Origin of the sequence: Paenibacillus glucanolyticus, assembly GCF_037333485.1 — a bacterium.
In the GTDB taxonomy this organism is placed as follows: domain Bacteria; phylum Bacillota; class Bacilli; order Paenibacillales; family Paenibacillaceae; genus Paenibacillus_AQ; species Paenibacillus_AQ glucanolyticus.
The window spans coordinates 3,012,074-3,037,682 of the sequence record NZ_CP147845.1 but is presented as its reverse complement, the minus strand read 5'-3'; the positions used below and the strand labels follow the sequence as shown (position 1 = coordinate 3,037,682).

The 25,609-nt window shown below is 49.6% G+C and carries 19 protein-coding genes; 4 read left to right on the top strand and 15 right to left on the bottom strand.

Annotated features, from left to right (window positions below; all coding sequences use genetic code 11):
* Positions 1 to 61 precede the first annotated feature (61 nt).
* Together WDY75_RS14410 and WDY75_RS14405 are read left to right on the top strand one after the other, a co-directional pair.
* A complete protein-coding gene (locus WDY75_RS14410; RefSeq protein WP_006210522.1) occupies positions 62 to 826 on the top strand; it encodes an ABC transporter ATP-binding protein in 765 nt (254 codons plus the stop codon).
* Positions 827 to 832: 6 nt separating this feature from the next.
* Positions 833 to 3,208: an FtsX-like permease family protein gene (locus WDY75_RS14405; RefSeq protein ID WP_063480632.1), complete on the top strand. Its 2,376-nt coding sequence runs from the start codon at positions 833 to 835 to the stop codon at positions 3,206 to 3,208.
* Positions 3,209 to 3,403: 195 nt separating this feature from the next.
* Here the strand turns inward: WDY75_RS14405 and WDY75_RS14400 are convergent, their stop codons facing one another.
* The 7 genes from WDY75_RS14400 to WDY75_RS14370 all read right to left on the bottom strand — a co-directional run bounded on the left by WDY75_RS14400 (position 3,404) and on the right by WDY75_RS14370 (position 11,368).
* Positions 3,404 to 3,946 (bottom strand): stage II sporulation protein M, encoded by a 543-nt coding sequence (locus WDY75_RS14400; protein ID WP_063480631.1) that lies wholly within the window; start codon positions 3,944 to 3,946, stop codon positions 3,404 to 3,406.
* 396 nt (positions 3,947 to 4,342) lie between these two features.
* Positions 4,343 to 5,746 carry a PQQ-binding-like beta-propeller repeat protein gene (locus WDY75_RS14395; protein ID WP_063480630.1) on the bottom strand — a complete coding sequence of 468 codons (1,404 nt, stop codon included), beginning with the start codon at positions 5,744 to 5,746 and terminating at the stop codon, positions 4,343 to 4,345.
* 504 nt (positions 5,747 to 6,250) lie between these two features.
* Complete coding sequence (locus WDY75_RS14390; RefSeq protein ID WP_063480629.1) at positions 6,251 to 7,567, bottom strand: DUF4179 domain-containing protein; 1,317 nt, start codon at positions 7,565 to 7,567, stop codon at positions 6,251 to 6,253.
* Positions 7,494 to 8,096: an RNA polymerase sigma factor gene (locus tag WDY75_RS14385; RefSeq protein ID WP_006210527.1), complete on the bottom strand. Its 603-nt coding sequence runs from the start codon at positions 8,094 to 8,096 to the stop codon at positions 7,494 to 7,496. Before WDY75_RS14385 ends, WDY75_RS14390 begins: the two co-directional genes overlap by 74 nt.
* Positions 8,097 to 8,254: 158 nt before the next feature.
* Entirely contained in the window at positions 8,255 to 8,491 is a 237-nt protein-coding gene (locus tag WDY75_RS14380; RefSeq protein WP_036637391.1) for a DUF896 domain-containing protein, read from the bottom strand.
* A gap of 106 nt (positions 8,492 to 8,597) precedes the next feature.
* Complete coding sequence (locus tag WDY75_RS14375; protein WP_063480628.1) at positions 8,598 to 10,094, bottom strand: Lsa family ABC-F type ribosomal protection protein; 1,497 nt, start codon at positions 10,092 to 10,094, stop codon at positions 8,598 to 8,600.
* Positions 10,095 to 10,498: 404 nt separating this feature from the next.
* On the bottom strand, positions 10,499 to 11,368 hold the full coding sequence (locus WDY75_RS14370) for a hypothetical protein (RefSeq protein WP_063480627.1): 870 nt from the start codon (positions 11,366 to 11,368) through the stop codon (positions 10,499 to 10,501).
* A 349-nt stretch (positions 11,369 to 11,717) separates the two neighbouring features.
* Here WDY75_RS14370 and WDY75_RS14365 point away from each other — a divergent pair, with 349 nt between their 5' ends.
* Positions 11,718 to 12,827, top strand: coding sequence for a glycerol dehydrogenase (locus tag WDY75_RS14365; RefSeq protein ID WP_331000358.1), 1,110 nt, complete (start codon positions 11,718 to 11,720; stop codon positions 12,825 to 12,827).
* A gap of 149 nt (positions 12,828 to 12,976) precedes the next feature.
* Here the strand turns inward: WDY75_RS14365 and WDY75_RS14360 are convergent, their stop codons facing one another.
* The 5 genes from WDY75_RS14360 to WDY75_RS14340 all read right to left on the bottom strand — a co-directional run bounded on the left by WDY75_RS14360 (position 12,977) and on the right by WDY75_RS14340 (position 18,929).
* Positions 12,977 to 13,798 carry a GNAT family N-acetyltransferase gene (locus WDY75_RS14360; protein ID WP_063480626.1) on the bottom strand — a complete coding sequence of 274 codons (822 nt, stop codon included), beginning with the start codon at positions 13,796 to 13,798 and terminating at the stop codon, positions 12,977 to 12,979.
* Between the two features lie 24 nt (positions 13,799 to 13,822).
* A complete protein-coding gene (locus tag WDY75_RS14355; RefSeq protein WP_409348324.1) occupies positions 13,823 to 15,328 on the bottom strand; it encodes an arylsulfatase in 1,506 nt (501 codons plus the stop codon).
* 164 nt (positions 15,329 to 15,492) lie between these two features.
* Positions 15,493 to 16,410 (bottom strand): HPr(Ser) kinase/phosphatase, encoded by a 918-nt coding sequence (hprK, locus tag WDY75_RS14350; RefSeq protein WP_006210535.1) that lies wholly within the window; start codon positions 16,408 to 16,410, stop codon positions 15,493 to 15,495.
* Between the two features lie 279 nt (positions 16,411 to 16,689).
* On the bottom strand, positions 16,690 to 17,523 hold the full coding sequence (locus tag WDY75_RS14345) for a hypothetical protein (RefSeq protein ID WP_082834463.1): 834 nt from the start codon (positions 17,521 to 17,523) through the stop codon (positions 16,690 to 16,692).
* 359 nt (positions 17,524 to 17,882) lie between these two features.
* Positions 17,883 to 18,929, bottom strand: a complete 1,047-nt coding sequence (locus tag WDY75_RS14340) for a Gfo/Idh/MocA family protein (protein ID WP_063480624.1) — start codon at positions 18,927 to 18,929, stop codon at positions 17,883 to 17,885.
* 190 nt (positions 18,930 to 19,119) lie between these two features.
* On the opposite strand from WDY75_RS14340, the gene WDY75_RS14335 reads away from it, so the two are divergent.
* Positions 19,120 to 20,007 (top strand): AraC family transcriptional regulator, encoded by an 888-nt coding sequence (locus WDY75_RS14335; RefSeq protein ID WP_063480623.1) that lies wholly within the window; start codon positions 19,120 to 19,122, stop codon positions 20,005 to 20,007.
* A gap of 160 nt (positions 20,008 to 20,167) precedes the next feature.
* Here WDY75_RS14335 and WDY75_RS14330 read toward each other — a convergent pair whose 3' ends face one another.
* The 3 genes from WDY75_RS14330 to WDY75_RS14320 are packed head-to-tail and all read right to left on the bottom strand — an operon-like array spanning position 20,168 to position 25,603.
* The gene (locus WDY75_RS14330) at positions 20,168 to 22,537 is read right to left on the bottom strand and encodes a DUF4962 domain-containing protein (RefSeq protein ID WP_063480622.1); all 2,370 of its coding nucleotides are present in this window, start codon (positions 22,535 to 22,537) and stop codon (positions 20,168 to 20,170) included.
* The gene (locus tag WDY75_RS14325) at positions 22,521 to 24,827 is read right to left on the bottom strand and encodes a heparinase II/III family protein (RefSeq protein WP_063480764.1); all 2,307 of its coding nucleotides are present in this window, start codon (positions 24,825 to 24,827) and stop codon (positions 22,521 to 22,523) included. Before WDY75_RS14325 ends, WDY75_RS14330 begins: the two co-directional genes overlap by 17 nt.
* An 8-nt stretch (positions 24,828 to 24,835) precedes the next feature.
* Complete coding sequence (locus WDY75_RS14320; RefSeq protein WP_063480621.1) at positions 24,836 to 25,603, bottom strand: SDR family NAD(P)-dependent oxidoreductase; 768 nt, start codon at positions 25,601 to 25,603, stop codon at positions 24,836 to 24,838.
* Positions 25,604 to 25,609: the final 6 nt, after the last annotated feature.

Here is a 25,609-nt window from a genome sequence, read left to right as displayed (position 1 = left end):
AACAAATGTGCAAGAATTGTCCGCTATACTTTGGAAGCTAGTGAAGAAAGGAGACTCTATCATGCCTACAAGCAAAACCATCATGCTGCAAGCTTCCAACTTATGCAAAACCTATACCACCGGCAAGGAGCAGTACCATGCCGTTCGCAATGTCGATCTGTCAATTTACGAAAGAGACTTTACCGTCATTATGGGAGATTCCGGGTCCGGGAAATCGACCTTGCTTTATTTGCTTAGCGGGCTCGACGCGGTCACAGCCGGAGAAGTCCAGCTTCAGGGACAGCAGCTTAATCAATTTTCTGCCAAGGAACTTGCACGCTTTCGTGCCAATCAGATCGGCTTCATCTATCAGAACAGCAATCTTGTACCGGATTTAACCCTGTTCGATAACATTGCTCTGCCTGGTTATATTGCAAACCGGGACAAAGAAGCTGTGAAACAAAGAGCGCACGAACTGATGACAAGCCTCTACCTTGAAAAAGAAGGCAGCCGACTGCCGTCCCAGGTATCCGGTGGTCAGCAGCAACGAGCTGCCATCGCCAGGGCGCTCATCAACAACCCGGATATCGTTTTTGCCGATGAGCCCACCGGCAGTCTCAACTACGAACAAGGCGTTACTGTACTCGACATCCTGAGCGGCATGAATGCCGACGGTCAATCGATTGTCATGGTTACTCACGATATGAAGGCAGCATGCCGCGGCAACCGCCTCATCTACATTCGCGATGGCAAGATTGGCGGAACGCTGGATATGGGGCCTTATGCACCAGAGCAAGCCTCCGAGCGGGAAGCGATGATTTTTGCTTATGTCACCGGGAGGAGGTAGCCCAAGATGCAGGCCATATTGACGCTGTGCTGGGGAAATATTCGCAAGAGAAAAATGCAAAACGCGCTGATTGCACTGCTGATTGCACTGTCTGCGCTGTTAGTCAGCACCGCTTTCATTGTTTTGCAGAATACGGAAAGTGTATTTGAGGAGCGACATTCGGCTGCTCAGGGTGCTCATGAGATCATAAATATGACCCGTGGGCTGCATGATGAACGCATGGTGGCCGAATGGTGGTCAGCCCAGGACGGTGTGAGCGCCTCCAGCCTGGTTCCTTACAAGCCTTGGACTGGCCTCTCTTATAACGGGGAAGAATTGCCCAATCTTTATCTGTATATGATCAATACACCGCCCATGCCTCATGGAGTCAATAACCCCCTCCCTGCTGCAGGTCCAGCCCATCTGACCAAACCGGAAGAAGGTACAGTATGGATACCCACCTCCCTCGCGTACAAATACGGAATGGAGGTCGGGGATGAATTGGTGTTCACCTCCGGGGCAGCCCCGGTACAATTCACGATTAGTGCCATTGTCATTGACTTGTCTCATGGCGGCCCATTTTCCACCTCGGCCCGCATTTGGATGAACGAAGCCGACTATCAGTCAACCATGGGAGGCCTGTCTACCCCGGAGCAATATATGTTGTCGCTTCGCTTTGCACATCCCGAACAAAGCGAAGCATACTGGCAGCGCTTTGAGCAGGCGCTCGGAACGCCGTTTTTGGAGGAACGCATCTCGTTTGCCGAGTTGTCCGCCTTTTACTTTATCATGAACAAAGTGATTGGCTTCGTTATGAGTTTCCTTGGACTGGTCATGATTGTTGTAGCCCTGCTTACCATCGGGTTTACGATCACGGACACGATCCTTGCCAACTACCGTACCATCGGGATTCTCAAATCGGTCGGTATGTCCTCTGAACGCATTATCGGCACTTATATGCTCCAATACGGTTTCATCACGGGGATCGCCTTGATTCCTGCCCTGATCGGCAGCCGTCTGCTCTCGAATGTCATCATCCAGAATTCTCTCTCCTTCCTCAAATCCGATACAACACCTGTTTCCGTGCAGTCGGTGGGAATCACGATCTGGACCGGCGTCGGCATGCTGTTCATCATCCTGTTATGCGTTGTCCTCTACGCAGGCAAAACACGCCGTATCGAACCGATACAGGCGATCCGATACGGCATGTCAGAGTCTTCGCATTCCCATGCCCATCGTCACGGAACCCGTACCCGGCTGCTGGACCGGTGGTCTGTGCCCGCAGTGATCGGCTGGAAGCATGTGACCGGCAACAAAAAAGGAGCTGCGCTGATCTTTCTGTTAATGAGCATTACCGCGGCTGTGCTCGTTTTTGGCACACTCCTGGTAACCAGTGTCTATCGTATCAGCGAAACCTCGGCCCAATGGGGATATGACGACGCGGATATCGCCATTATGGTGATCAACGGTGAGGGATTGGACCGGACCGACATGCAGTCTTATATCGAGAACGATCCCCGGGTTTTCAGCCTGAATTGGTCCGGTTCGGCCAACGGCGTCATCGCGGAGCCCGGTAGCCATCATCAGGCGACGTTCAGCCTCCCTCTGACCGTTGTGGAGGGCAGCATGGACGAGATGGGATTAGCCTCGCTTTCTGGCCGAAATCCAGTTCTGTCTAATGAAATATCGATTGGAATCAATATTGCCCGCAAATTGCACAAAGGTATTGGCGATACTCTCACGATCTACATTGAAGGAAAAGAGCATCAGCTGCTGATCACCGGCACGTTTCAGTCCATTTCCAACATGTCGAATATAGCCCGGGTCACATCGGAACTTGTCGGTCCATTAAATCCGGATGCGGGGTTTGTTCATCTATGGAACCCGGCGGATAGCGATGAATTTGTCCAACAGCTAAACCAACGTTACGGCCCTGTCATTCAGGCTATGAAGCAGGAGGTGCTGCTTGATTCCGTATTTAAGGAAGCTGCGGCCGTGCTGCTCATTCCGATGAGTATGCTGGCTCTTCTGTTCCTTGCAGTTACGTGCCTGATTGTTTATAGCACTTGCCGACTGCATATTCGCAAGGAAACAAAAACATACGGGATTTATGCTTCGCTTGGCCTGACGGTATCAGACATCCGTCGCGCCTTGACAAGCGGCATTGCCGTACTGGGTGCGCTTGGTGCAATGGTTGGCATGGTGTGCGGCATTTACGTACTGCCAGCCGTGCTGCGTGGTTTGCTGTCTGCATACGGCATTGTCAAACTGCCGCTGATCATGGAGTGGCCGCTTGCCATTGGCCTGACATTGATCGCCCTGGTCATCGCCGTCAGCGGCTGCTGGCTGGCATCGCGAACCCTATGCCGTACCTCCTTACGCGTCCTGGTCACCGATTCATGAGTTCCGTCTTGAGCAGCAGATTCCAGAAGACCAGAACATGCGGGTCATAACCACACAAGTGGACAGCCGTGCATAAGGCTGTTAAAAAACAAGAGACGGCCCCTGAATTTTCGGGAGGCCGTCTCTTCCTATGATATCGTCTAAGTCAGGCTCCACTCTCAAATGGTACCGAGACTCTTTAGGCACGAGAGAATATCATCGTGTCCAATCCATGATAACCGGAGTTATATGGGCTTCAATCAGACTTGCAGCGATCAGCATCACCATGACCACAGCAAACAAAGCAGCGCTCTGTCTGGCTTCCTTCCCCCAGGGAATTTTCTCTCGTTGCTTGACCGCCCGTGCGAAAAGCCCCAGTGGTCTAAGGCCGATGGCCCCAGCTAACAGCAGGGCTGGAATTTCCAAAATGCCGTGCGGAAGCAATCCCGCCAGAAGGGTCGGAAAGGAATGAACTGCCGCAGACAGTGCGATAATAAAGCCGATCATAAGCCCGTTAAACAGCAGCATAATGATGGTTGGAATGGAAAACAGAAAACCAGTGCCTGCAATGAGGAGAGCTGCACCCATGTTATTAAGGGCTAGGTTATACCATACTGCCCCCTGTCCCGGACGGTAATATTGATCGGGGGTTATGTTCACATAGTTGCCTAGCAGAATACCCAGAAACATACCGAGAGAAAAGAGTATGCCTGATTGAATTAAACGTTTTTTTTCTTGTCTCCATACTTTTTTTAGCATCCTCCGCACCTCTTTTCCTCCCAAACTATATAAAGCGGGCAGACGCTGACCTTCATAGAGTATAGAAGAAATGCATCTGCCGCTTGGGCAGATGCACTTCTTCTCCATGACTACAAGGCAACAGCGTCATCAATCAAACCCAGGTTGATCAGTGTAATCAGAAGATCCTGGACTGGTTCAAGCTCAGGCGTAAATATAGATCCATCGATACGATCGATACTTAATCAGAAGCAGTGTAATAGCCGCTGTGTTCTCATCTATTTCATCATCCATAGCTTAAGTAAGGATTACATACGTGATGGTTACTAAAACTCATTACATACAACAAATAGAGCCGCAAGTTATGCGGCTCCATAGTCAATTAGAAGAACGATTTCAAACTCTATTCTGATTCGCCTAACGCAATGAAGCCGGTATTTTTATTCCGAGGAGTTTGCCTTCCGCCTGGATGATCACCATATCCCCCGTCTTCAAGGTTGACTCGTGCAGATCTGCACCTGTTGTTACTCTAAAGACCGGCTTGGCCGTCAGTATGTTAATGCCAAGCAGCGTGCCATTGCGCTGCGCTCGGTACATTCCTTTATCGTATACGTCAATCTGTGAAATCGGGGCGTCACCACTCAACACTACCGCCTGACCATTTGCCAGCTTAACGCCCTTCATTTCCCCTGTCTTATAGTCCCTGTACATCAATCTATCCTGAACCACGCCTAGTAATATCCACTCTTCACCGTAAGGACTACTCAAGGTTCTCAGTGGCGCTTCACCCGTCTTGTAATCGTCAAAAGGATACTCTGCCACCTGATTGCCTTGTTCGATATATAGCTTGCCACCGCTTAGAAATACGCCACCCCGGCCGTACTCGTACGGCGGTTCATGCTCCAGCTTCCAGGTGAATTCGCGGCTTCCCTTCTGAATCCCGCTCTTGAGATTATACGCGTTCACGATTACTTTGCGATCCGGCACGGACTGATAATCGAGTAACTGAGGAGAATAGTAATCAATCGAATATACGAGGCCGTTTTTGATTGTCAGCGCTTCTCCCTGACCGAAATGTCCCCACAGCTTCTTGCCCGTCTTCTTGTCATAAGCATTCAACTGAACGGATGAGAGCGCTCCTTGAACCATGAACGTACGGAGAATGACACCATCCGCTTCTTCCAGATAAGCTGTTCCATGTCCATCTGCTAACGGCTCGTTGGCCTCCCACCGCAGTTTGCCTGTCGCACGATCAAATGCAAATGTCACGCTTCCATTGATGGCATAAAGCATGTCGGATGTCGGAATCATTACCTCCGTACGCAGACGTGTATCGATGAATGTGGATGTGCCGGACTTCCACTGCAGCTTTCCTGTCTTGGCATGAAGAGCAAACGGCATATGATCAGCAGACAGCCCATATACGACGCCATTGCCATACGTCACATAAGGCTGCAGATCCTTGCCATAACTCCATAACCGTTTCCCCGTCCTCGCATCGATAGCAATCAATTGTTGGTCGGCGAACGTAAATACTTTCCCTTCCTCAGCGATTGCATGGTGACCTTCATAGGTATCGTACATGTCCAGATAATTGTCTACCTGCATCGTCCAAGATGGCTTTATAGTCGGTACAGAGATATGTGAGGATGCATGCCAGTTTCGGAGCGATAAATCGGCGGTTTCCGCATAAACTTGCGACGGCACTAACGCCATGATTCCTTGTAAAGTAAGTATGCTAGCAACAATACCCGATACAAGACGCTTGCTTCGTCGATTCCTTGGATGTTGGCACCATGGTTTCTTCTTGTTGATCAACATGGGCTGTCCTCCATTCAGTAATAGTTTCTTGTCCTTCGACAATATAACGTGTAATGGCAGGAAAATGTTTCATACACGTTTTTTTGACGCCTGATATACTCCGTTAAAAAAACCTGAAACAGATAAGGATAGTTGACATCCAGCGTTGTTGACCACAAATCGGTATGATCGCTGGAAAAAAAGAAAATGAGAACTGGTCAATCAGGATGACGACTTTACCGTTCTACAGATTGCCCACCATTTCTCCCTGAAGCTCGGATGAGATATGCGTCGGCGTGAGCACGAACTTCAGATGTCCGAGAATACGAAGCAAATCTCGGACTTACTGTTCAATATGTTTGAAGGTTCTGCTCCTCCGATTGCTGCAATTTTTACCACCTCTTGCGAGTTAGTATGTTGTTGAGTTATCAATTTATCCCATGCGCTCCCATTTGAACAGGAAAAATGCCCCCAAGCAGTGTTCGTTCTACTTGTAGGGCACTGTAATGAAATCGAAGAAGTTGATTATGGAGAATTCACCGGTATATATACGCTTTTATCATAGGTTTTAATATAGTGAAATTCGTTCAGCAGCAGAAGCTCCGGCTTCTCGGTTGTCTTAAACGAATAGGTTTGTTCCCGCAGGATATTGCCGTTCTTCAGATCCCAAGGACGTGATTGGGAGATAGATGAAACAGGAACGGTCTTGCCCCCCGCCTGCACGGATACATGTTCCTTCTCCAAGAGGGTAAACTGTTTTCTCGCGATCACGATATCATAACCCGAAGCGGTTGGGGTAACACTTCGAATCCATAACTTCTCATCGCCGATGCGGATCGATTGATCCGATGGTGACGCCAGGGAGATGGGCTTCTCTACCTTCTGATAGCCGCTGAAATTGTTCAGAACCAGTTCTATGGTTTTAACCCTGTCTGTCGGAAGCACGTCAAATTCAAGTTCAAATGCCGGGCTGCCCTTGGGTCCGGAATGATCCGCCCGCATTCCCCACGACTTCACCTCCACCCCATTCACATAGAGACTCGTCCTGGCTGGAAATCTCGGGGCTCCCTCATACTTCATTTCGTAATGCCCCTTGACGATGGTTGATGTCGGTGAGGCGATAATGGCATCATAGTGAACAGATCCTTGATCGACGGGAATAGCTTGGGCTATGTCTTCTTTAACGATGCTCTTCATCGCTTTATTCGCTTCAAATTTGAAGGAGATCGGATAGGTAGCTCGCTTTCCATTCTCCAGCCATTCACTGAAGGTCACGGTTAATGTTCGGGAGAATGGACTAACCGGCTCGAATTTATATACGCCTTCAAACTGAGTCTCATCTTGGCTATGATTTCCATTACCTTCCTTCGGGTCTGAATCCGTCAAGAAACCATGAATATGGTTCACGCCGTAGCGAAACGAACCGTTATCCGTAAACACAGATCCATCGGTACGATCGATGGTGTAATACATAAGCAGACCATTATCATCCGCAATCACACCATCAATGGTAATAACCGTGCCGTCATTTAGCGTTTTGCTTTTGTTCACCGTTTGCCCGTACCCCTGCTCCGCCACTTCCGCGAAGCTGAGCGAGCTAAGCTCGATTTTGTTAAGCAGCATGCTTCCGTAATAAGCAAATGCAGGATATTGATAGGTTCCAACAAGCAGCAGGAGTGCCGCGGTTGACGATAACACCCACGTTGCTGCTCGATTCATTTTTTTCTTGCGGGCAGGTGTCGCCTCTAGTGCATGTCGAAGTCTGCCTTCAAGTTCCGGCGGTGCCTGCATCGTACTCATGTCCTGCTTGTGCTCCTCTAATCTCTCCTCGATCGTCCTCATAACGATCACCTCCGATCATAGCTTTCAGCTTAAGTATTCCTTGCGAAATTCTGGATTTAATCGTACCTATCGGCGTACCGGTTATGTCCGCAATGGCCTGATACGGAAGATCGTGCACGTACCGAAGTTCAATCGCTTCCCGCTGCCGTGGATTCAGATGAGACAGCAGCTCCTGCATATTCAGTTCAGACTCCGTCAAACGATATGGATTATCCTCAATTAATGCAGTAAGCACGGATTCCTGCTCATCTCCGAGTGGAAGAAATCGTTCTTTTTTGCGGAGTAATGTTTTGCAGCGATTGACCAGGATGGTCTTGCTCCAACTGTAGAAGGCTTCCCCCTTTTTCAGTTGTTCCAGCTTCTCGTAAAGTGTAACAATCATGTCCTCCATGGCATCCATCGCATCATACTCATTCCCCATGTAGCTATATGCCAGGCGATAATAAGCGTCCTGTTCGGCCAGGATGAGCTGTAATAAAGCTTCTTTGTTGCCTCTTTGGGCTTGTCTGACAAGACGGCTTACGTTCATATGGTCCCCCCTCTTCATAGATAAGAGATCGCAGTCATAACAAAAGTTCATTTCGCACAAAAAAACCTCCACAACCAATCTCGATGGGAAGCGGATATCCTTTCCCTAAGAGGTTGCGGAGGTCTTTTAAATCCATTACACAATGCCGATTTGAGAGCTTAATGCAGCCTGGACGGGTTCTGCTGCTGCGTTATTTTCAGTTTCACCGGGGTTACGTCATCACCGTTCGGGTCTACCACTTTCAGCGTAGACATGGTGGATAACACTTGTCCTCGGATCGCTTGTAAATATTCCTGACGAAGCTGCTGCTGCTCGTCTTGTTCTGCCGGGGTCAGACCTTCGTTTTTTTGCTTGCGGCTAAGCTCATTAATTCTATGCAATGAAGGAATGGTCATCGTTATCATTCATCCTTCCGTCTATCAGGTTGTACCTGTCAGTTTACTGTAAAAAAACCATACGTGCAATAGACGCATTCTTCCTGATAGAGATCACGCTACCTATTTATGGCGTTGCACAGTGGGATAGTTCTACGACCTTGGTCGCAACGTTATGAACGAATTCGCTGTCATGTTCTACGAACAGAAGTGTCGGCTTGTATTCGAGCAGCAGCTCTTCAATCTGCATCCTTGAGTTCACATCTACGAAATTAAGCGGCTCATCCCAAACATACAAGTGTGCTCTTTCGCTAAGGCTTCTGGCGATTAATACCTTCTTCTTCTGACCGCCGCTGTATGTGGCCATGTCCTTCTCGAATTGCAGTCTGGAGAAATCAAGCTTGCGCAAGATGGATTTAAACAGGCTCTCATCAATGCCGTGGCTTTTTGCGTAATCGGACAAATCGCCTTGAAGATGGGATGTGTCTTGGGATACATAGGATATTTGCAGCTGGGTGTCCTTCTGGAACCCTCCGCTGTATGAAATATCCTCGCCACAGATCAGCTTCATGAAACTGGACTTGCCGGAACCGTTCGCTCCGGACAGCGCAACCCGCTCCCCTCGCTCGATCTCGAACGACACATCCTCGCTTACTTGGTGCCCATCGTAGTAGATCGACACATGATCCAGCTCAGCGAGACGCTCCTTGTGATAATGAAGCGGGGCAATTTGCAAGCTCTCCGCACTCTCGATATTCTTGAGAAGTTTGCTCTTCTCCTCAATGGCGGACTGCTGCCGTTGTTCGATGGCTTTCGAACGTTTCATCATTTTGGCTGCCTTGTGGCCGATGTAGCCTTTGTCTACTTTGGAGCCAGAATTTCTCGTGCCGTTCTTGGTGCTCTCCACTTCATGCGACCAGCCACTGGTCCGCCTGGAGGATTCCGACAATCGCTGAACATCCCGCTTCAACTTCTCGTTCTGCGCCAGCTCGAATTGATCCTGTCGCTGCTTGTTCTCCCACCATGTCGAGAAGCTCCCTTTCTGGATTTCAATATTTGTTTTGTTGATGGATAAGATATGATCCACACAGCGATCCAGAAAGGCCCGGTCATGAGAGACCAGGATATATCCGCTTTTTCGGCCAAGGTAATCGGCAACCAGTTGTCTCGCATGCAAGTCGAGGTGGTTCGTTGGCTCGTCAATCAGCAAGAAACGGTTCTCCTTAATAAATAGTGTTGCGAGAAGCACCTTGGTCTGCTCACCGTTAGATAACGTCTCGAACGGACGATACAGGACATCCTCCGAGATCTTCAACCAGTTTAGCTCTCGAACGAGCTTCCAGTGCAAATATTCCGGATGCACCTCTTCAATTACGTCGATCGTAAGATATTCTTTATGCTCGACCTCGAACGGAAAATACTCGAATTCAACGCTTGCGGAGATCGTCCCGCTATACTCGAGCTCTCCTAACAGGAGACGGAGGAACGTGGTCTTGCCTCTGCCGTTTCTGCCGGTAAATCCTAATTTCCAATCGGTATCAATCTGGAAATGAACGTTCTCAAAAATGTTATCGTAAGTGCCTTCGTAGGCAAACGTCAAGTTCGAAACTTGAATCTGTGACATCTAAATCGACCTCCAACTGAGTGTTGGCGAGAATATCTACCTTCGATCCCGCCCGTTACACGGAAGTCATGGAAAACGCCGAGAAGCACCGGTCCAACCAGTGCTTCTCGGCGCTTACACAAACCCGACCCTATTCCTAATAAACCTGAGCGGCAGACATTCAAAAAGCGCTAGGCATATATCGATATGGGGGGATAAAGTTCCGGTAACTGATTGTTTATAAAGTGAACCATGCCAATAAATCGCGAAGATGACAGGTTCACAAGAACATCCACAACCTCTAATTCCGTCATCGCTTTATCCCTCCCCTTAAGCTTCCTTTTATATGAACACAACTTAGCATATCCATCAGTGAAGGTCAAGAATACGCGGAAGGAGACAGCTCTTGTCTCCCAATATCCCTGTTACCAAGTGGAAATTTCTGTTCGTTTCCACTTGTTTTCGGTCACGCAGACATAGACATATTTTTCATCCCATGCCATCTGACCCTGACTGCAGGCATCTGTAGAAGAAGCCGGCGTATATTTCTCGCGGATTCGAAGTTTGTCCCCGTTTACATCAAGCTTGGTATCAGGGTCATTCGTCCCTATTCCGACATGGCCGCTGCTGCGTTGAACGGTAAGCGGGGAATCGACAACTTCGCCATCATCGGCGTAACGCACAAATTGCAGATCGGCCCCGGAATCGTCACCCGATTCCTCCGAACTATCGGCCCGAATGGCCCATCTGGCTGTCGTCTCATTGTCCTCACCCGCTACACTGAACTGCATATCCCGGTTTGTTCCACTTTCCCCTGCTACTCGCAAAATGCCGCTCATGACATTGAAGTTCGAAGAATGAGTACGGATTTCACTTACATCGGTGTCAAAAGGGATCTCAAATCGAGTGAACAGCTGGTTCGGATATTCGCCGGTCGGCGACATGGTTGTCTCGAACGAGATATGCTTATGGTCTCGCTGCTCCGGATTGTTTGCCTTATCGTGCGAGATGATCGCCGTCTTGTCCTTACCCTTCTCGTCCATCCATACGATCGCGGGTTTGGCCCTTTCTGCGGTCCATTGGAGCCGAATCAGATCGGATTGATGCCCTTCTTGCTCGATCCACTTTTGGTCGGTGGATAAGTGGAGCCGCTCATTGTGGGGAACCCGAATATTGCTGCCGGATTGCTCGAGCTGCACCTGAGTTGTCTCATCTCCCTGATTCTGACCTGTACAGCCTATGCCAAGCAAGCAGATGCCTGCCAATGTAACCGCGATCGTCTTTAGTAATTTCATCGTATCCCTCCGTTTACCCTCTTCGGTTCTATTCGTGTTAATCAGCAGAAGACTTTGTCTGATCGTATTATATTCAGCGCCGGTCGTACACCCAATTCGCCGATCTTCCCGAAAAAATGATTCTTTCTATCTATCTATAAATGCGGACGATTTCGACCAGCACAAAGTCCTATTCAGCCGACATTTTGCGTGCTCACTCTTATTCAAGACCGAATAATTAAGCCTTGGGTCCGATTATCCTTGAATTCCTAACCTTTTGTGCTTACATAAGTTATTTCTGATTGGGGAAAGGTTAATGTATAGGAGACCGGGCTCTAGACAAAATATATTTGAAAAGGATGAATGCATCATGTCATTAAGAGTTTATATAAGTCCATCCAAGTATGTGCAAGGTAAAAATGCATTGGAAAAAATCGGAGAATACATGAAGGGAATGGGCAGTAAAACCATTGTGATTGCTGATGAAATGGTTTGGGGCATAGCCGGAGACAAGGTTGTACAAGAATTAGAGAAGGCAAACATTTCTTCTGAGAAAGTCATTTTCAATGGTGAAGCTTCCAAAATAGAAATCAATAGGATTGCAGGGATTGCAAAGAATGTTCAAGCTACGGTCGTTATTGGTGTGGGAGGCGGAAAAACTCTCGATACGGCAAAAGGAGTATCCGATGAAGTGAACGCCTACACGGTCATCATCCCAACTGCAGCTTCGACAGATGCCCCAACCAGTGCTCTTTCGGTGGTATATTCCGATGAAGGTACCTTTGATAGTTATCGCTTTTATAACAAAAATCCCGACCTGGTTCTTGTTGACACCAAAATAATCGCAGAAGCTCCGCCCCGTCTGCTGGCTTCTGGCATTGCGGATGCATTGGCGACTTGGGTAGAAGCAAGAAGCGTTATTGCTTTTGGCGGCCACACCATGGCGGGAGGCGTAACAACGATTGCAGGTGAAGCCATTGCAGAAAAATGTGAAGAAGTGTTGTTCAAATATGGCCACCTTGCCTATGAATCCGTGAAGGCCAAAGTAGTGACTCCTGCCTTGGAAGCTGTTGTAGAAGCGAATACCCTTCTTAGCGGATTAGGATTCGAAAGCGGAGGATTAGCTGCCGCGCATGCGATTCACAATGGATTTACTGCATTGGAAGGCGATATCCATCACCTGTCTCATGGGGAGAAAGTAGCATTTGGAACGCTGGTTCAACTAGCGTTAGAACAACATTCCTTAGAGGAAATTGAACGTTATATCGCATTTTATATTAGTTTAGGCCTGCCGGTTACACTAGAGGATATTCATCTAAAAAACGCTTCGAGAGAAGATATCATGAAGGTGGCACATGCTGCAACTACTAAGGGTGAAACCATCCATAATGCATTTAACGTTTCGGCAGATGATGTTGCAGATGCCATTTTTGCAGCGGACCAATATGCCAAAGCTTATAAAGATAAAATACGTAAATAGTGGCTTGGAACACTATGATTGCTAGCGATTTTGAATTTATTAAGTGGATAAAAAAAGGATCACGTTCTTGCTTCATTACGCAAGCGACTTGATCCTTTAATGTGGCCTATTAACATGGTTAACCGCTCGCCTGCACGGCGGCTTCTAGATTATCCACATGGATAATGATAGTAATCTTGTGCGTGCACTACTCTAAATCCAACCGATTCGTATAACCCCAGTGCTTGACCGTTTTTCGTTTCGACTTCCAAGTGCACCGAATATCCGGCCGAGCTCTGTTGTTTAACGATTTTACACAACACTTTTCTGCCTATACCTTGGCCCTGATGTTTCGGCAAGATACAAAATCCGTAAATCCACGCCTGTCCCTCTTTATGGCTTACCCGAACTTTGCCTACCGCTTCTTCGTTCACATCAATCATCAGGTTATCCGATTTATCCGTGAGGTAATTGCCTTCTGTCGCCCGGGCGTCTTCTTCATCCAATCCGAACGCCTCAACGGATAACCGTACACTCATTTCGTAATCTTCCGATGTTGCCTGCCTCAGATTAATATCATCCGTTTCCGGAAGAGTCATTTCCTGCCACTCCATTTGATATTCCGAGAATGCATGCTCAGCGCCCAGTTTATTCAAGAATGCTCGGCCGGCTTCTGATCCTGCCGGTGCGTTCAACAAGATTCTCCTGTATCCGTTGAGCTTGACTTGCTCCATTGCTTGATGGAACAAGCGCGTGAAATGCCCCTTTCGACGCTCATTCACCTTCACCATGCCGCATACTTCGACTGTTGAACCGAAAGGATACAAGCCTATAAACGCTACAAGTTCGTCATGCTCATAATGAAAAAAATCCAGCGGGTCCGCTTCACGTGCTTCAAGCATTTCCCAGTTTAGCTTTAATTGCACATGATCATGAATTTCACACTCTTTTTGCAATTGTTCAATATCTTTCAGCTGTTGTGTTGTTAGCATTTTTTTCTCCTTTTATAGCCTCGATTATTTTTGCGCAATACCATGGATATGGGACAATACGGTTAATGGCTTCTTACCCGTGATTAACCGTTCGCCATCCGTATAACCCTCTTCACGTCCTTCAAGCTCCTGCATGAGAACCATGCGCCAATGACGGATACGTTCTTGGCAATCCTCATCGGTAATGGCATTGTGCAGCTCTTTTGGATCATGTACCAAGTCAAAGAACTGCTCCTCCCCGGTTTGGGAAAACCAGATGTATTTCTCTTTCCCGTCGGTTACCCAGTGATGGGACTGAGCCCCCTGAGCATGCTCACCATGCAGATGCTGACGCCAAGCGGGATCGATCTCGCCCTCATTCTCTGCTAATGCGAGTCTCCAGATGCTCTTTCCTTCCACCGTTTCTGGTACAGGCACGCCGGCTGCTTCCAGAAGGGAGGGCATGATGTCCCGCAACTCCACAACAGAATCCGAAACCGCGCCCCTTTTTAAGCCTAATCGGTTACCAGGGTCGTTGACAATAAACGGAACATGGGTGCTCCCTTCATACGGAAGAGACTTTCGGAACAAATGGTGGTCTCCCAGCAGCTCCCCGTGGTCGGATGTAAACAGGATCACCGTGTTGTGAAGCTCTCCATATTCATTCAGCGACTGCAAAAAACGGCCGATTTGATGATCGAGATGCGTGATCAGAGCGTAGTAGGCAGCCATCGCTTTGCGCAGACGGCGCTTCGGAACCAATCCACGTCCAGTTATAGGGGAGTATCCTACCAATTCCGGGTCTTCCGTCCTCGCCCAATCACCAACCGGCGGCTCCGGTAAGTCAGCATCCTCATACAGATCCAAGTATGCCTGCGGAGGATCGAACGGAGGATGGGGCCTGACAAAAGACATCCACAGGAAGAACGGCTTCCCAGGATCCCGTCGCCGTAAAAAATCAATGGATTGCGTCACCACCCAGTTCGTTGGATGCTGCATTTCCGCCAAATGCCATGGGCGGGCAACGGTTGATGAATTGCAGTCAAGACCAAGGTCAATCATGTCCGCACCGGGCACCCTCTCGCGGAGCCATTGTACATAGTCATCGACTTGGTCGTAATGCTGCTGCACCGGAATGCTGTGGTTGTTGCGGTTGTGATGCAGGTAACCATCATGAAGCATGACATTATGAAATCCCATCAAATGGCGTGCGGGGTAAACGTGCATTTTGCCAATGCACTGCGTATGATAACCGGCTTGGGCCAATTCCCCCGGCAGCGTCTCCTTGTAATTCCATGGAACGGAGTCCTGATAACCAACACGCCCATGAGCCCGCTGCGATTGGCCGGTGAATATGGCTGCTCTCGCAGGCACGCAGGTGGGGGTAGCAGAATACGCACGGCTGAATCGTACACCAGTCCTTGCGAGTTCGTCCAGATTAGGCGTTTCCACGACAGGGTGACCAGCAATGCTGAGGCAGTCATAACGCATCTGATCAACCGTTATAAGCAGCACATTGGGCCTTCCTTCGTTTTCTGTCGAATTCATCATCTATCCCTCCTCAGCTTATACACTCTTATCTATTAGATCTTACCATTATTTACATGCTAAAGACCCGTCTGCCTAGGTCAGACGAGCCTATTAAATTTAGAATATACGATTTCTTATCATTTGGCTTGATAGTAGATGATCCATCCTTGCTTATTTCATATCCATCATGACTGCATTTCGTTTTCAACGCGTTTCATGAAGTCTTCTGCGGCACTGTAACCGAGTTGTTTAAGATACCAATTGTTAGCCGCCGCTTCGATCAGGCTGGCTACGTCGCGTCCCGGCTGAAGCTGAACCTCGATATGCGGAATTTGAATACCCAGGTATTCGGTGAACTGAGGCACGGCCTCCAGCTCATTGTTCAGTGAATTGTCCTGCCACGGAGACAGCTCGATATCGAGAACAATTCGCGTCTCGTCCTGAAACGCGGTGCGCCCGTATTGGCGTACAACATTGATCAGACCGATGCTTCGGAGCGCGAGGAACTCGCGAGTGGTTACATTATGCGTACCGAGAAGAGTTGTCGGACTGAGCTTTTTGAGGACCACGATATCATCTGCCACGAACCGATGGCCTCTTCGGATAAGGGTGTGGGCGGTCTCGCTTTTGCCAATCCCGGATTTTCCCCTGAGCAGAATGCCGATGCCCGATACATTCACGCATACTGCATGGATCGACATCTCCGGTGCCAATGTCTTCACTAAATAGCTGTCCAGCTTGGCAATAAACTCGGTTGTTGTCTCTGCTGTCCGAAGCAGCGGAATGCCCTCCTGATCACAGAAAAGGGTCAGATAAGGAATCTCCTGCTGGCCGGACGTCACAATAAAGCACGGCGGGTGATATTTGACAATATTCCCGATATGCAGCTTCCGTTCTTCTATGCTTAGCGTTAATAAATAGTTAATTTCCTTGCGGCCGAGTACTTGTACTCGCTCCATGGGGAAAAAATCAAAATACCCGACAAACTCCAGTCCCGGTCTATGCGTCTGTGGACGGGTAATCAAGCGGTCCATGCAATTAGCACCTGCAAGCACTTCCAGATGAAACATGTCCGTAAGGCTCTGAACGGTGATCGACTTCATGTTGATGTTCTCCTCCTGCGGCTAAGGTGTACTTGTAATACGCCTAATATTTATTGCAGTTTCCGATATATTCAACAGACGACAAGTGTTCTCCTGCAAATGGTTGTCAAGGACGGTGCTATCCAAGTGCCGGGGGGCAAGAACTTATCAAGAACTTGTATCGTAAAAAACAAGAAAGCCGCCAATAGGGCGACCTTCATGCGGATATGCTTTCCCGTTCAACTCGGATCATTTTTACATGTACGAACTTCAAGATTTTTTTTAGCGCTTTTCTTCAGCTCAGAGTGCATTTCTCCCGAGAGCTTCAATCTGGGTTAATGCCGGATAAAGCGCTTCATCGCCTCTGATTAAGCGTTTAAGCACCAACCACTCTACCCTGCGGGGATGAATGTCAAAATACTGGATGCTTCGGCTCTTCACGGGATGCAGCCGCTCCTCTGAACCGTCGGAGAAAACAACCGTCACTTCCCTCCACCAGCTGTCATGAGGAAAATCGCCTCGCAATACAAGGCCCAGCCGATCCAGCTCAACCGTTCTTCCAAAATCCAGCGTCAGCTCCGCATCCGCTTGTTGATTAATTCCCCAGGATTGATACGGGTATGAGCCGTGACTGCTATTGGCGTAAATGCCGTCGATTGCATTGCGCGCAAAAAAGGTTGGATCATTCCTGGTTTCTACATTGGCGTGAGCATGCGGAAATGCGCTGGAATCATGCTTCTGATCATGGGCATTCAAGGCCAGATTCCGATATTGGCTAATCTCGCTATCGGTTGCATACCGGGCAGTGACATAATGTTTCACTCCGACAAAAGCTTTCTCGGGATACGCTTGTTTATACGATAATGGAAGCTCGTATTCCCAGACGTTTCCCTTTACATATACCAGAGACGGATAAAGCGCTTCATCCATCTGAACGACCAAGTATCGATTAGGGTGCTCTAACGTAATTCTAAACTTGTCGCCAGCGGCGTACTCCAGCTGCTGACAAGCCAGATAAGTGAATCCCTCTTCTTCCCGCTCCATCACGCTTCCATCCGAGTTGTGTGAGTCAGTATACTTCTCCACCCTGACAGCATCATCACAATTCAGCCATTCGATCTTGATTCTTGGCATGATATTCTCTCCTTGTTCATGATATTAAATGAACCTAAATGAAATTAAATGAACCTATAGAAACATTATATATCGAACGAAACAAACACTAAAGCGTTTTTTTCAGCAACTTCCTTCAACTTCATTCAAACTTAAGCTCTTGCGAAGCCAGCACAGTCGATATCGCTGTACGAAAGCGAATCATTTATCCTCTCGTGGATATGATTTGTTGCCCACCCGACAATAACCATTAGCTCCACTCCGAGCGCATAAATTCTTGTTTAAAGTTTCACCGAAAAAGCAAAAGCCACCGCGCTTCCGCGATGGCTTTAACGTTCTTCTTTGATCATATTTATTTCGGGTTATGAAATAGGTATACCCTAACGCTGCCCATTCATAAACTCGGCAATCATCACTTTCCGCCCTAACTTCGCGCTCTCCAAGGCAGCGAGCACCATCGCCATGCTGTAAACGTTGTCGCTGCAGTCGGTCTCCGGCTTGATACCCGCTTCAAGCGCGTTGAACATATTGTCCAGGCAGCCGTGATGACCGGTCTTTTCCATAACGGGCTGGGTCCCTTCTACCCGCTCATATTTTCGAATAAAATGGCCCGTTTGATCCCCGCTCGCCACAATCTCCGCATAAATCTCATCATGACCGTCCCAGATGGCAGTCCCCTTCTCTCCGGTTACCCGCCATGCCGACTCCCAGGAAGTCTGAGCGCCTTCGGCACACCAGGACCCCCGATAATTGAACACGGAGCCGTCCGACATTTCATATATGCATAGGGCCATCGCATTCCCGGCATACCAGGAGCCGGGCGGGTTAAACTCCTGACAGTACACAGACACCGGATCGGCTCCGCTGATCATTCGAGCCTGATCGAAGGTATGAATCGCCATGTCGAGCAGCAGCGGACTGTCCATCAGATCCCGGAATCCGCCAAAATGGGCACCGAGGAAAAAATCCGCCCCGACAAAGCCCGGCTTCCCGATCGCTCCGCTGTCAATCAAGTTCTTGTAGGCCCGTATTCGCGGGTCGAAGCGGCGGTTCTGCATCACGGCATGCGTTAGGCCTGACATCTCGGCAAGTCTGACGATGTCCAGACATTCTGTCATCGATTCCGCTAAAGGTTTTTCACTGAAGACATGACACCCATGCTGAAGCGCTGCGGTGCTGATCCCGTAATGGCTGGCAGGAATGGTGACGTCGAATACCACATTGGCTTCAGTCGAATTAAGGGCCTCCGTAATATTCGTAAACGTAGGACAAGAGAGTTCATGCCGATCTGCAAATGCCTTTGCAAAATCCTCCTGGATATCGACAAGCCCCACAATCTCGACATTCCCTCGTCCCTTCGCATAATCGGCCCATGTATTCGCCATGCTGCCGCATCCCGCAATAACAACTTTAAACGCTGTGGTCATGTTTGCAAAACTCCCCCTGATCCAAGTTAGTGTTATAAACCGTTTTCAATTCATCGTATTTACGGTTGAAATCACTCCGATATTGGCTTAATGTAAATGAAGTTACTTCATTATAATAGCGAAACTTAACAATATCTCTATACAACCTTGTGCAATACCACTCTTATCTTGCGGTCTGAGGTGAATTCCTATGTCCAATCCCAAAGAGCTTCACGAGAATACCAGACTCGACTATAAATCCTATCCAATCCAGGTATTCCACAACGTCTGTTCGAATGCATCCGAGAAAGACTGTGTCCTATATCTCCACTGGCATGAGCACTTTGAGATCATATACATGCGCCAGGGACATGCCGTCTTCCATATCGATACAACTCCTTATCATGTAAAAGCCGGTGAAGTGATTATCATTCCTGGCGGCAGCCTGCATGTGGGATATGCCCTTGAGGACGGCGACGTATCATTTGATTGTTTGGTGGTGAATGCGGCCCTCTTCAATGAGTTCCTTCATGACCCGATCCATGCCCGCTATGTCGCCCCCTTTATGGAAGGGCGATTGCGCTTCCCGGTGAAGCCAGCCGAGACCCAGCCTGCATGCGCAGATTGCTATCCAATGCTGGATGAAATTATCGATGAACTGGACTCACGCCGCCCAGCCTACCAGCTCATTGTCAAGTCCAAGCTGTACACCCTCTTCGTCCTGCTCTCGCGCATCTTTTCTCCAGTTCAGATGGCTGAGAAGACAGTGGAGCCGTATTTTGTGAATCGGGACCGGTATAAACAACTGATCCATCGGATCGAGTCCAGCATCGGCGAGAAATTATCGGTGGAGGATGCCGCAGCCCAGGTCGGCTTGAATCCCTTTCATTTTTGCAAAATGTTCAAACGTTTAACGGGACGCACCTTCGTTGATTTCGTCAACCTGACCCGAATGAATGAAGCGGAGAAGCTGCTTCGTGAACGGACATGGACCATCACGGAAATTGCCGGTATCGTCGGCTGCAGCAATCCGAATTATTTTACCAAGCTGTACAAACAGTACAAGGGCATGACACCCTCCCAGGCAAGACTGAATTAAGTCAATATACTATAGTAGTCCTAAGTTCGCAAGCCTCTCTCCGAACTCGGAACATAGCGAATATGCACCAATCATGCATGCAAAAAAAGACTCAACCCCCAGCAAAATTGGCTGGAGTTTAAGTCTCTTTGAATTTTCAATACAACATCAGCTTTAAAGCTCAGTACGCCTTAGGAACCTCGACCTTCCTCGTCTTCCCGTCTCCATTCGTAAAATAAATATGCACGCCGTGGTCCTGATCATCCAGGAAATACGAAACGTACTTGCTCTCATCCTTCTTCATGGGAACCAGGAGAGTTGCAATCCGATGGCTTTGGGCCGACTTCGTCTTGGCGTGCAGATGCCACTGGTTATCAAGCCCCTCGATCTCTTCAGGCTCGACATCCGTGAATTGATTATGCTGATGCAGTGATAAATCGCCGGATGAGCTGTATACAAAGCGCCCTTCCATCTCTGCTTTGTCGCCCATCACCCGGAAGGTCTGCCCTGAGAGCTTCATCCGGTTCAGGGTATGGAATAACCACTCGATGCTGGCTGGTTTAACAAGGTCTACCGTATCCACAATAACAAAATAGTCCTCATCAAAGAAGTAGATTTCGCGAACATACCGCTCCAGGTAAGGAACATTCTCCCGATAAGCCTGCGTTGCGTTCATTCGGGTATAACCATAACCCGGGGAAGCGTCCACGCGTTCAACCTTCCCGCCCGCTTCCATGCAGAGCACCTTGTCTTTTCCCGCATACTGTCCGTGGCCATCAATGAGAATATTGTTCGTGGAGCGCGTCTGTCTCCGCCAGTTCATATGCATCGAGCTTCCAAAGGCGATATAGTAACCGCTCTCAATAGCTAGAGGTTCACCGTAGGCGTGCAGGAGAAAGCCATTCTGATCACCATGGCTGTGACTCATCGAGCCATAGCGGCTGCTCTTGGCCAATAACATGATATGCTCATCCGGATCATCCATCCGGTGATGCATCGCCACCCAGTCGATATCCCGGAACCACTTGACGGCTTGAAGTGATCCGTCCTTCGATTCCGAAGTGTGGTCTAAGACAGAGGAAACCGCAACGGAAGGAGGAACGGCTTCTACCTGTGGATAATCGTGCCGATACAGCATATCGTCAAACCGGAAATCCCACCAGCCGTAATTGTAGAATTTAGTATCGGGATCCGTATCCGCCCTGGCAACTTGTTCAAAATACCACTGGTAATGCCCGTTTCCGGTAATACCTGCAAACTGGCGAATATTGAACGCGGTCTTCAGACTGACCGGCTCACCGAGATAGGACTGGTCCCCGAAGCTGGCGCGAATCGTATCCGGGCTGCTGCAGTAAAGCGGAAAGTCCCCCGTTCGCCGGAAGAACGGACGTTTATAGAAATCAATCGACACATAATTACGAATGAGGTTCAGCGCATCAATCACAAAAGCCATGCCGGTCGTCCAATAAAGCGGCCCCTCGGCCCACCCTCCATCTTCTCCACCCCAAGGTGAATAGAGACAAGCATAGTATTCCAATGTGTAATCCAGCCATGCCTGTGCCCGGGCCTCTTCATGAAGCATGGCGATACAGGCGGGCGCAAGCACGGAAGACAACGATCGAACCGCATGACTGTCATAAGGCACATGATGAATCTTCGATCGCTCCATAATATGAAAGGCTACCTGCTCCGTACGCCGCAGCAAGACCCCTCTGACTAGATCAATCTCATCAGCGCTCAGAACATCATGGAGCCAGTCATACCCCCACGCGATAGCACCGACCATGCGGAAGGCGGCTTCATCGTTGTAATCTCTTGACGTTGTACCTTCCGTATCCCAGCTCGCGGCATGAAGCAGCCAAGCCTTCGCTTTGGAAATCATGGTTCCATCCTGCAAAATAACCCCTGCCACGCTTAAATGTCGGATGGCATAAAGCGCTTCCTGGCAGTCCATGTACATTTTTCTCCACAGCTTCGCGACGCGTTTGTTGCCCGGGTAGCGCTCGGGTTCTGGAATTAACGGCTTATCAAGCCATGGCACCACCGATTTCTCGTAGAATGTCCGCCAGCCGCAATAGTCATCATCGTTGCGCAGTCGCTCGCGAAATTCCTCCACCCCCCTCGCATCCAGCCACAGCCTCGGATGTCCGGTATTCGTGCCCTCATACCGCGCCGCCCGGCCAGGCAAAGGAGTTTTCGGAAGCCCCTCCGGTACATGAAACATGCGGGATTGACTCCATGAAGAACAGCTATTGCCATCCTCGGCTGTATAATCGGCTTGCTCGCCAATCAGCAATGCATAGCGCCAATAATAGGTGCCGGGCTCCAAAGCATGATCCGGCGTATACAAATTGTAGGGGATCGGTGCTATCGTCGTTGTAACTTCCGTTTCAAATGAAGGAGAAGACGAGATTTGCAGCATGTACCGATCATTCTCAAGCTGTCCTGGCATCCAGGTGAAGCGGGGAGGATTCTCTAACAGTTTCGTCTCTTCGTCTGGTTGATACGGTACGGACAGCAGTCCGCTTTTCGGTTCAAACAAGGTTTTCATCGAGTATCCTCTCCTTCAACCCGCTCTTTGTCATACCAAAATTCCTTGTGGTTGTTCCATCGGATAAGTTAAGCGATTCCCCATCCCCTGATGGCTTCCATGTCAGTGTGACCGGCTTGTCGCCTCTTCGGTAAACGGCAATGAAGCGGGCGCTGGAACCCGTCCGATGAAGCCGTATGCCTTCCATCCTGCGGGTGGGATCATCCGCAATTCCAGGTGACTCCACCTGGGAGCACACCGTACCCTCGAAGGGGACAAAAGATACTGCCGCTAAAGGACCCGACGCTCGGGCGATATGAAGATCCAACTGCGGGCTGTTTTTAGACATAAGGAGCCTGCGGTGTTCCTTTATATACGCATACCCATCCTGACTTCCGAAATTGGTAGTTCCAGGGTCTCTGACCGCATCCGCCCCCCCGCTCACCTTCCCGCTGCCTATATAATGAAACCACCAATCGATGGCCTGAGGCTCTTCCAATTCAACTTCGAACCAATCCAACAGCCAGTCTTCCGTCAATAGGAGATGCCGGTCCAGAACGCCTTGATCGTAGGCCTGATCAGCCCTGACCCAAATATACGACCAGTCCGAAGCCGCTTGGTACGCCATGCACTTGCCTTGCGACGGAAGCTGGGAGCGCCCACCCACTGTCACGGTATTGTGGCTGGCGGTATGGGGATACCACTCTTTTTTCAGTACCGATCCATAAGGTACCGTACCACGGTCCGGGGAAAGAGGGTGATGCCCCACATGAAGCATTAGATTAAGCTTATCGAAGTGACCATGCGCGCCTCCATGAGGGCCAAAATCAACAAGCGCTTGGATTCCACTCGTATCGTTAGTCCTTAACCGTGCGAACCCGCTGTCCGGGAGTACCAGAGAAGGCACTGCACCAGCGGTCGGATCCATCGTTGCAACGCCTCGGCCTTCGGATGCTTCTGACACCTCAGATGTTTCTTCTGTTTCGGGCGCTTCAGATGCTTCAGATGTTTCGGGAACTTCTGATGCTTCAAACGCTTCGGGCTCATCGGGCTCTTCGAGCGCCCTGGATGCTTTCGAGGCTTCCGGGGCCTCGAATGCTTCCCATACTCCTTGTACCCCCCTTCCCTCTCCTCGTCTCCCATCATGAACATCCTTCACGCCCGGAGCGGCCGTTCCGATTCTTCCATCCCACCTGCCCGTACCGTACAGCAGGGCTTCCAGCATGCCGATCCTGCCATTGTCACCGTTCATTTCCCTATATACATGGGTTAACAGTCCACGATAGCCCTGATCTCCATATACCGATAAACCGATCTCCACAATCTCGGCAATTTCACGCGCATAGGGAACCCTTCGGTAGGGACCATCGTGAAGAGCAGGCAGCATTCCGTTCTGGTCTGCCAACCGAACCAATACCGTCAGCATGCCCTGCATGGATTGACCTTGCTCCCCTCTCAGGGAATACAGCCCTTCCCCCATCCTGTCTCCCATCTCGGCAGCAATCAGATAAGCGCGGAGGACAAATACGTGATAGTAAATGCTGCCTTCGAATTCGAGCTGATCCGGTCGGACGGCTATAGTGAGATGATGCCGCAGGCCGCCCTTCTTCTCCAACAGATGTTTGAGTTTATCGGATTCGCCGCGCACCGCATAAATACAAAACAGGGCGGCAATCAACCACGCTGTGTAATTGTTCTCGGGATCCCCCCGCTCTTGGGTCAAAATGTGATGGTATTCCGTCATGCTGCTCTCCAGCATCTGGAGGAATGAGTCCATCTTCTGCTGATCTGCTCCATCAAGCAGAACACCCTCATCACGCAAAAGCAGGTAACCGCGAAGCAGTGTTGTGGCCCATATGGCTTCGGTTAAAGCCTGATGGAACGCCCTCCCCTTCAGCATCCAGGGCTGCGCCTCCGGATGTACAGGATACAGCGGAAACTGCTCTGCATACCGTATGATCAGTCTTTTTCCAAGCTCAGCATATGCCCTCTCTCCCGTGGCGGCATAAACCGCGGCAGCTTGCAGAACATATCGGGCCATGGCCTGATGCTTGAACACAAGCCACGCTCCCCGATAGGGCTCCCCTTCCCATTCACATCCGTAAGGGCAGAGGAATGTTCTCCCGTCGGCTTCAAGCGGATCAAACACCAGCTCCGTATGATGGCGCGTGCACACATACTGGTGCCACCATCCGCCGGGATCAACGGGAATATCAAGCGCACGTTCGATAACTTGATCAAGCTCAGCCTTAAGAATATCTACTGTGCGTTCGCCCCACCCATAGGAGCCCAACTTCGCCGCCATCTTCATCCCTTCCCTCATCGCATGAACATGCCGCCGTTGATCTCGATCGTCTCCCCCGTTATATAAGAAGAGAGTTCCGATACAAGGAACAGCACGGTGCCTGCGACATCATCCGGAGTTCCTTCACGGCCGAGGGGAATGCCCTGAATCGTTGCCTTTCGTGCATCATCCGGGGTAAAAGTAGCATGAAACGCCGTTTGTCCGATAAAGCCTGGCGATACGGCATTCACATGGATTCCGCTGGAAGCAAGCTCCTTCGCCAGCCCTTTGGTGTAATTGAGGACAGCCGCCTTGCTGGCTGCATAAATACTCGCTCCCGGCCCGCCGCCATTGTGAGCGGCTACCGATGTCATATTTATAATACGGCCGGTGCCCGCCGCTTTCATCCCTTGGATGACCGCTTTGCTGACGAATACCGTACTCTTCATATTCACATCCATTACCTTGTTGTACAGCTCCTCGGTCATTTCCGCATTCGACAGGCGCTGAACCAAATGCCCTGCATTGTTAACCAGAATCGTAACCGGTCCGCCAAAAGCCTTCTCGACTTCGCTTACAAGTGCCTCTGCCTGCTCCACATGCGTAACATCTGCGCGAAATGCATGAGCCTCACCGCCAAAACCTCTGATCTCGGCAACAGCTTCCTCTGCCGCTTCCTTGCTGTTCAGATAGTTCAGCGCCACCTTGGCTCCACTTCTTGCCAGCATCAACGCGACCGCGCGGCCAATCCCTCCACTCGAACCTGTGACCAGAGCAATACTTCCCGATAAGTTAATATGCATGTCGAT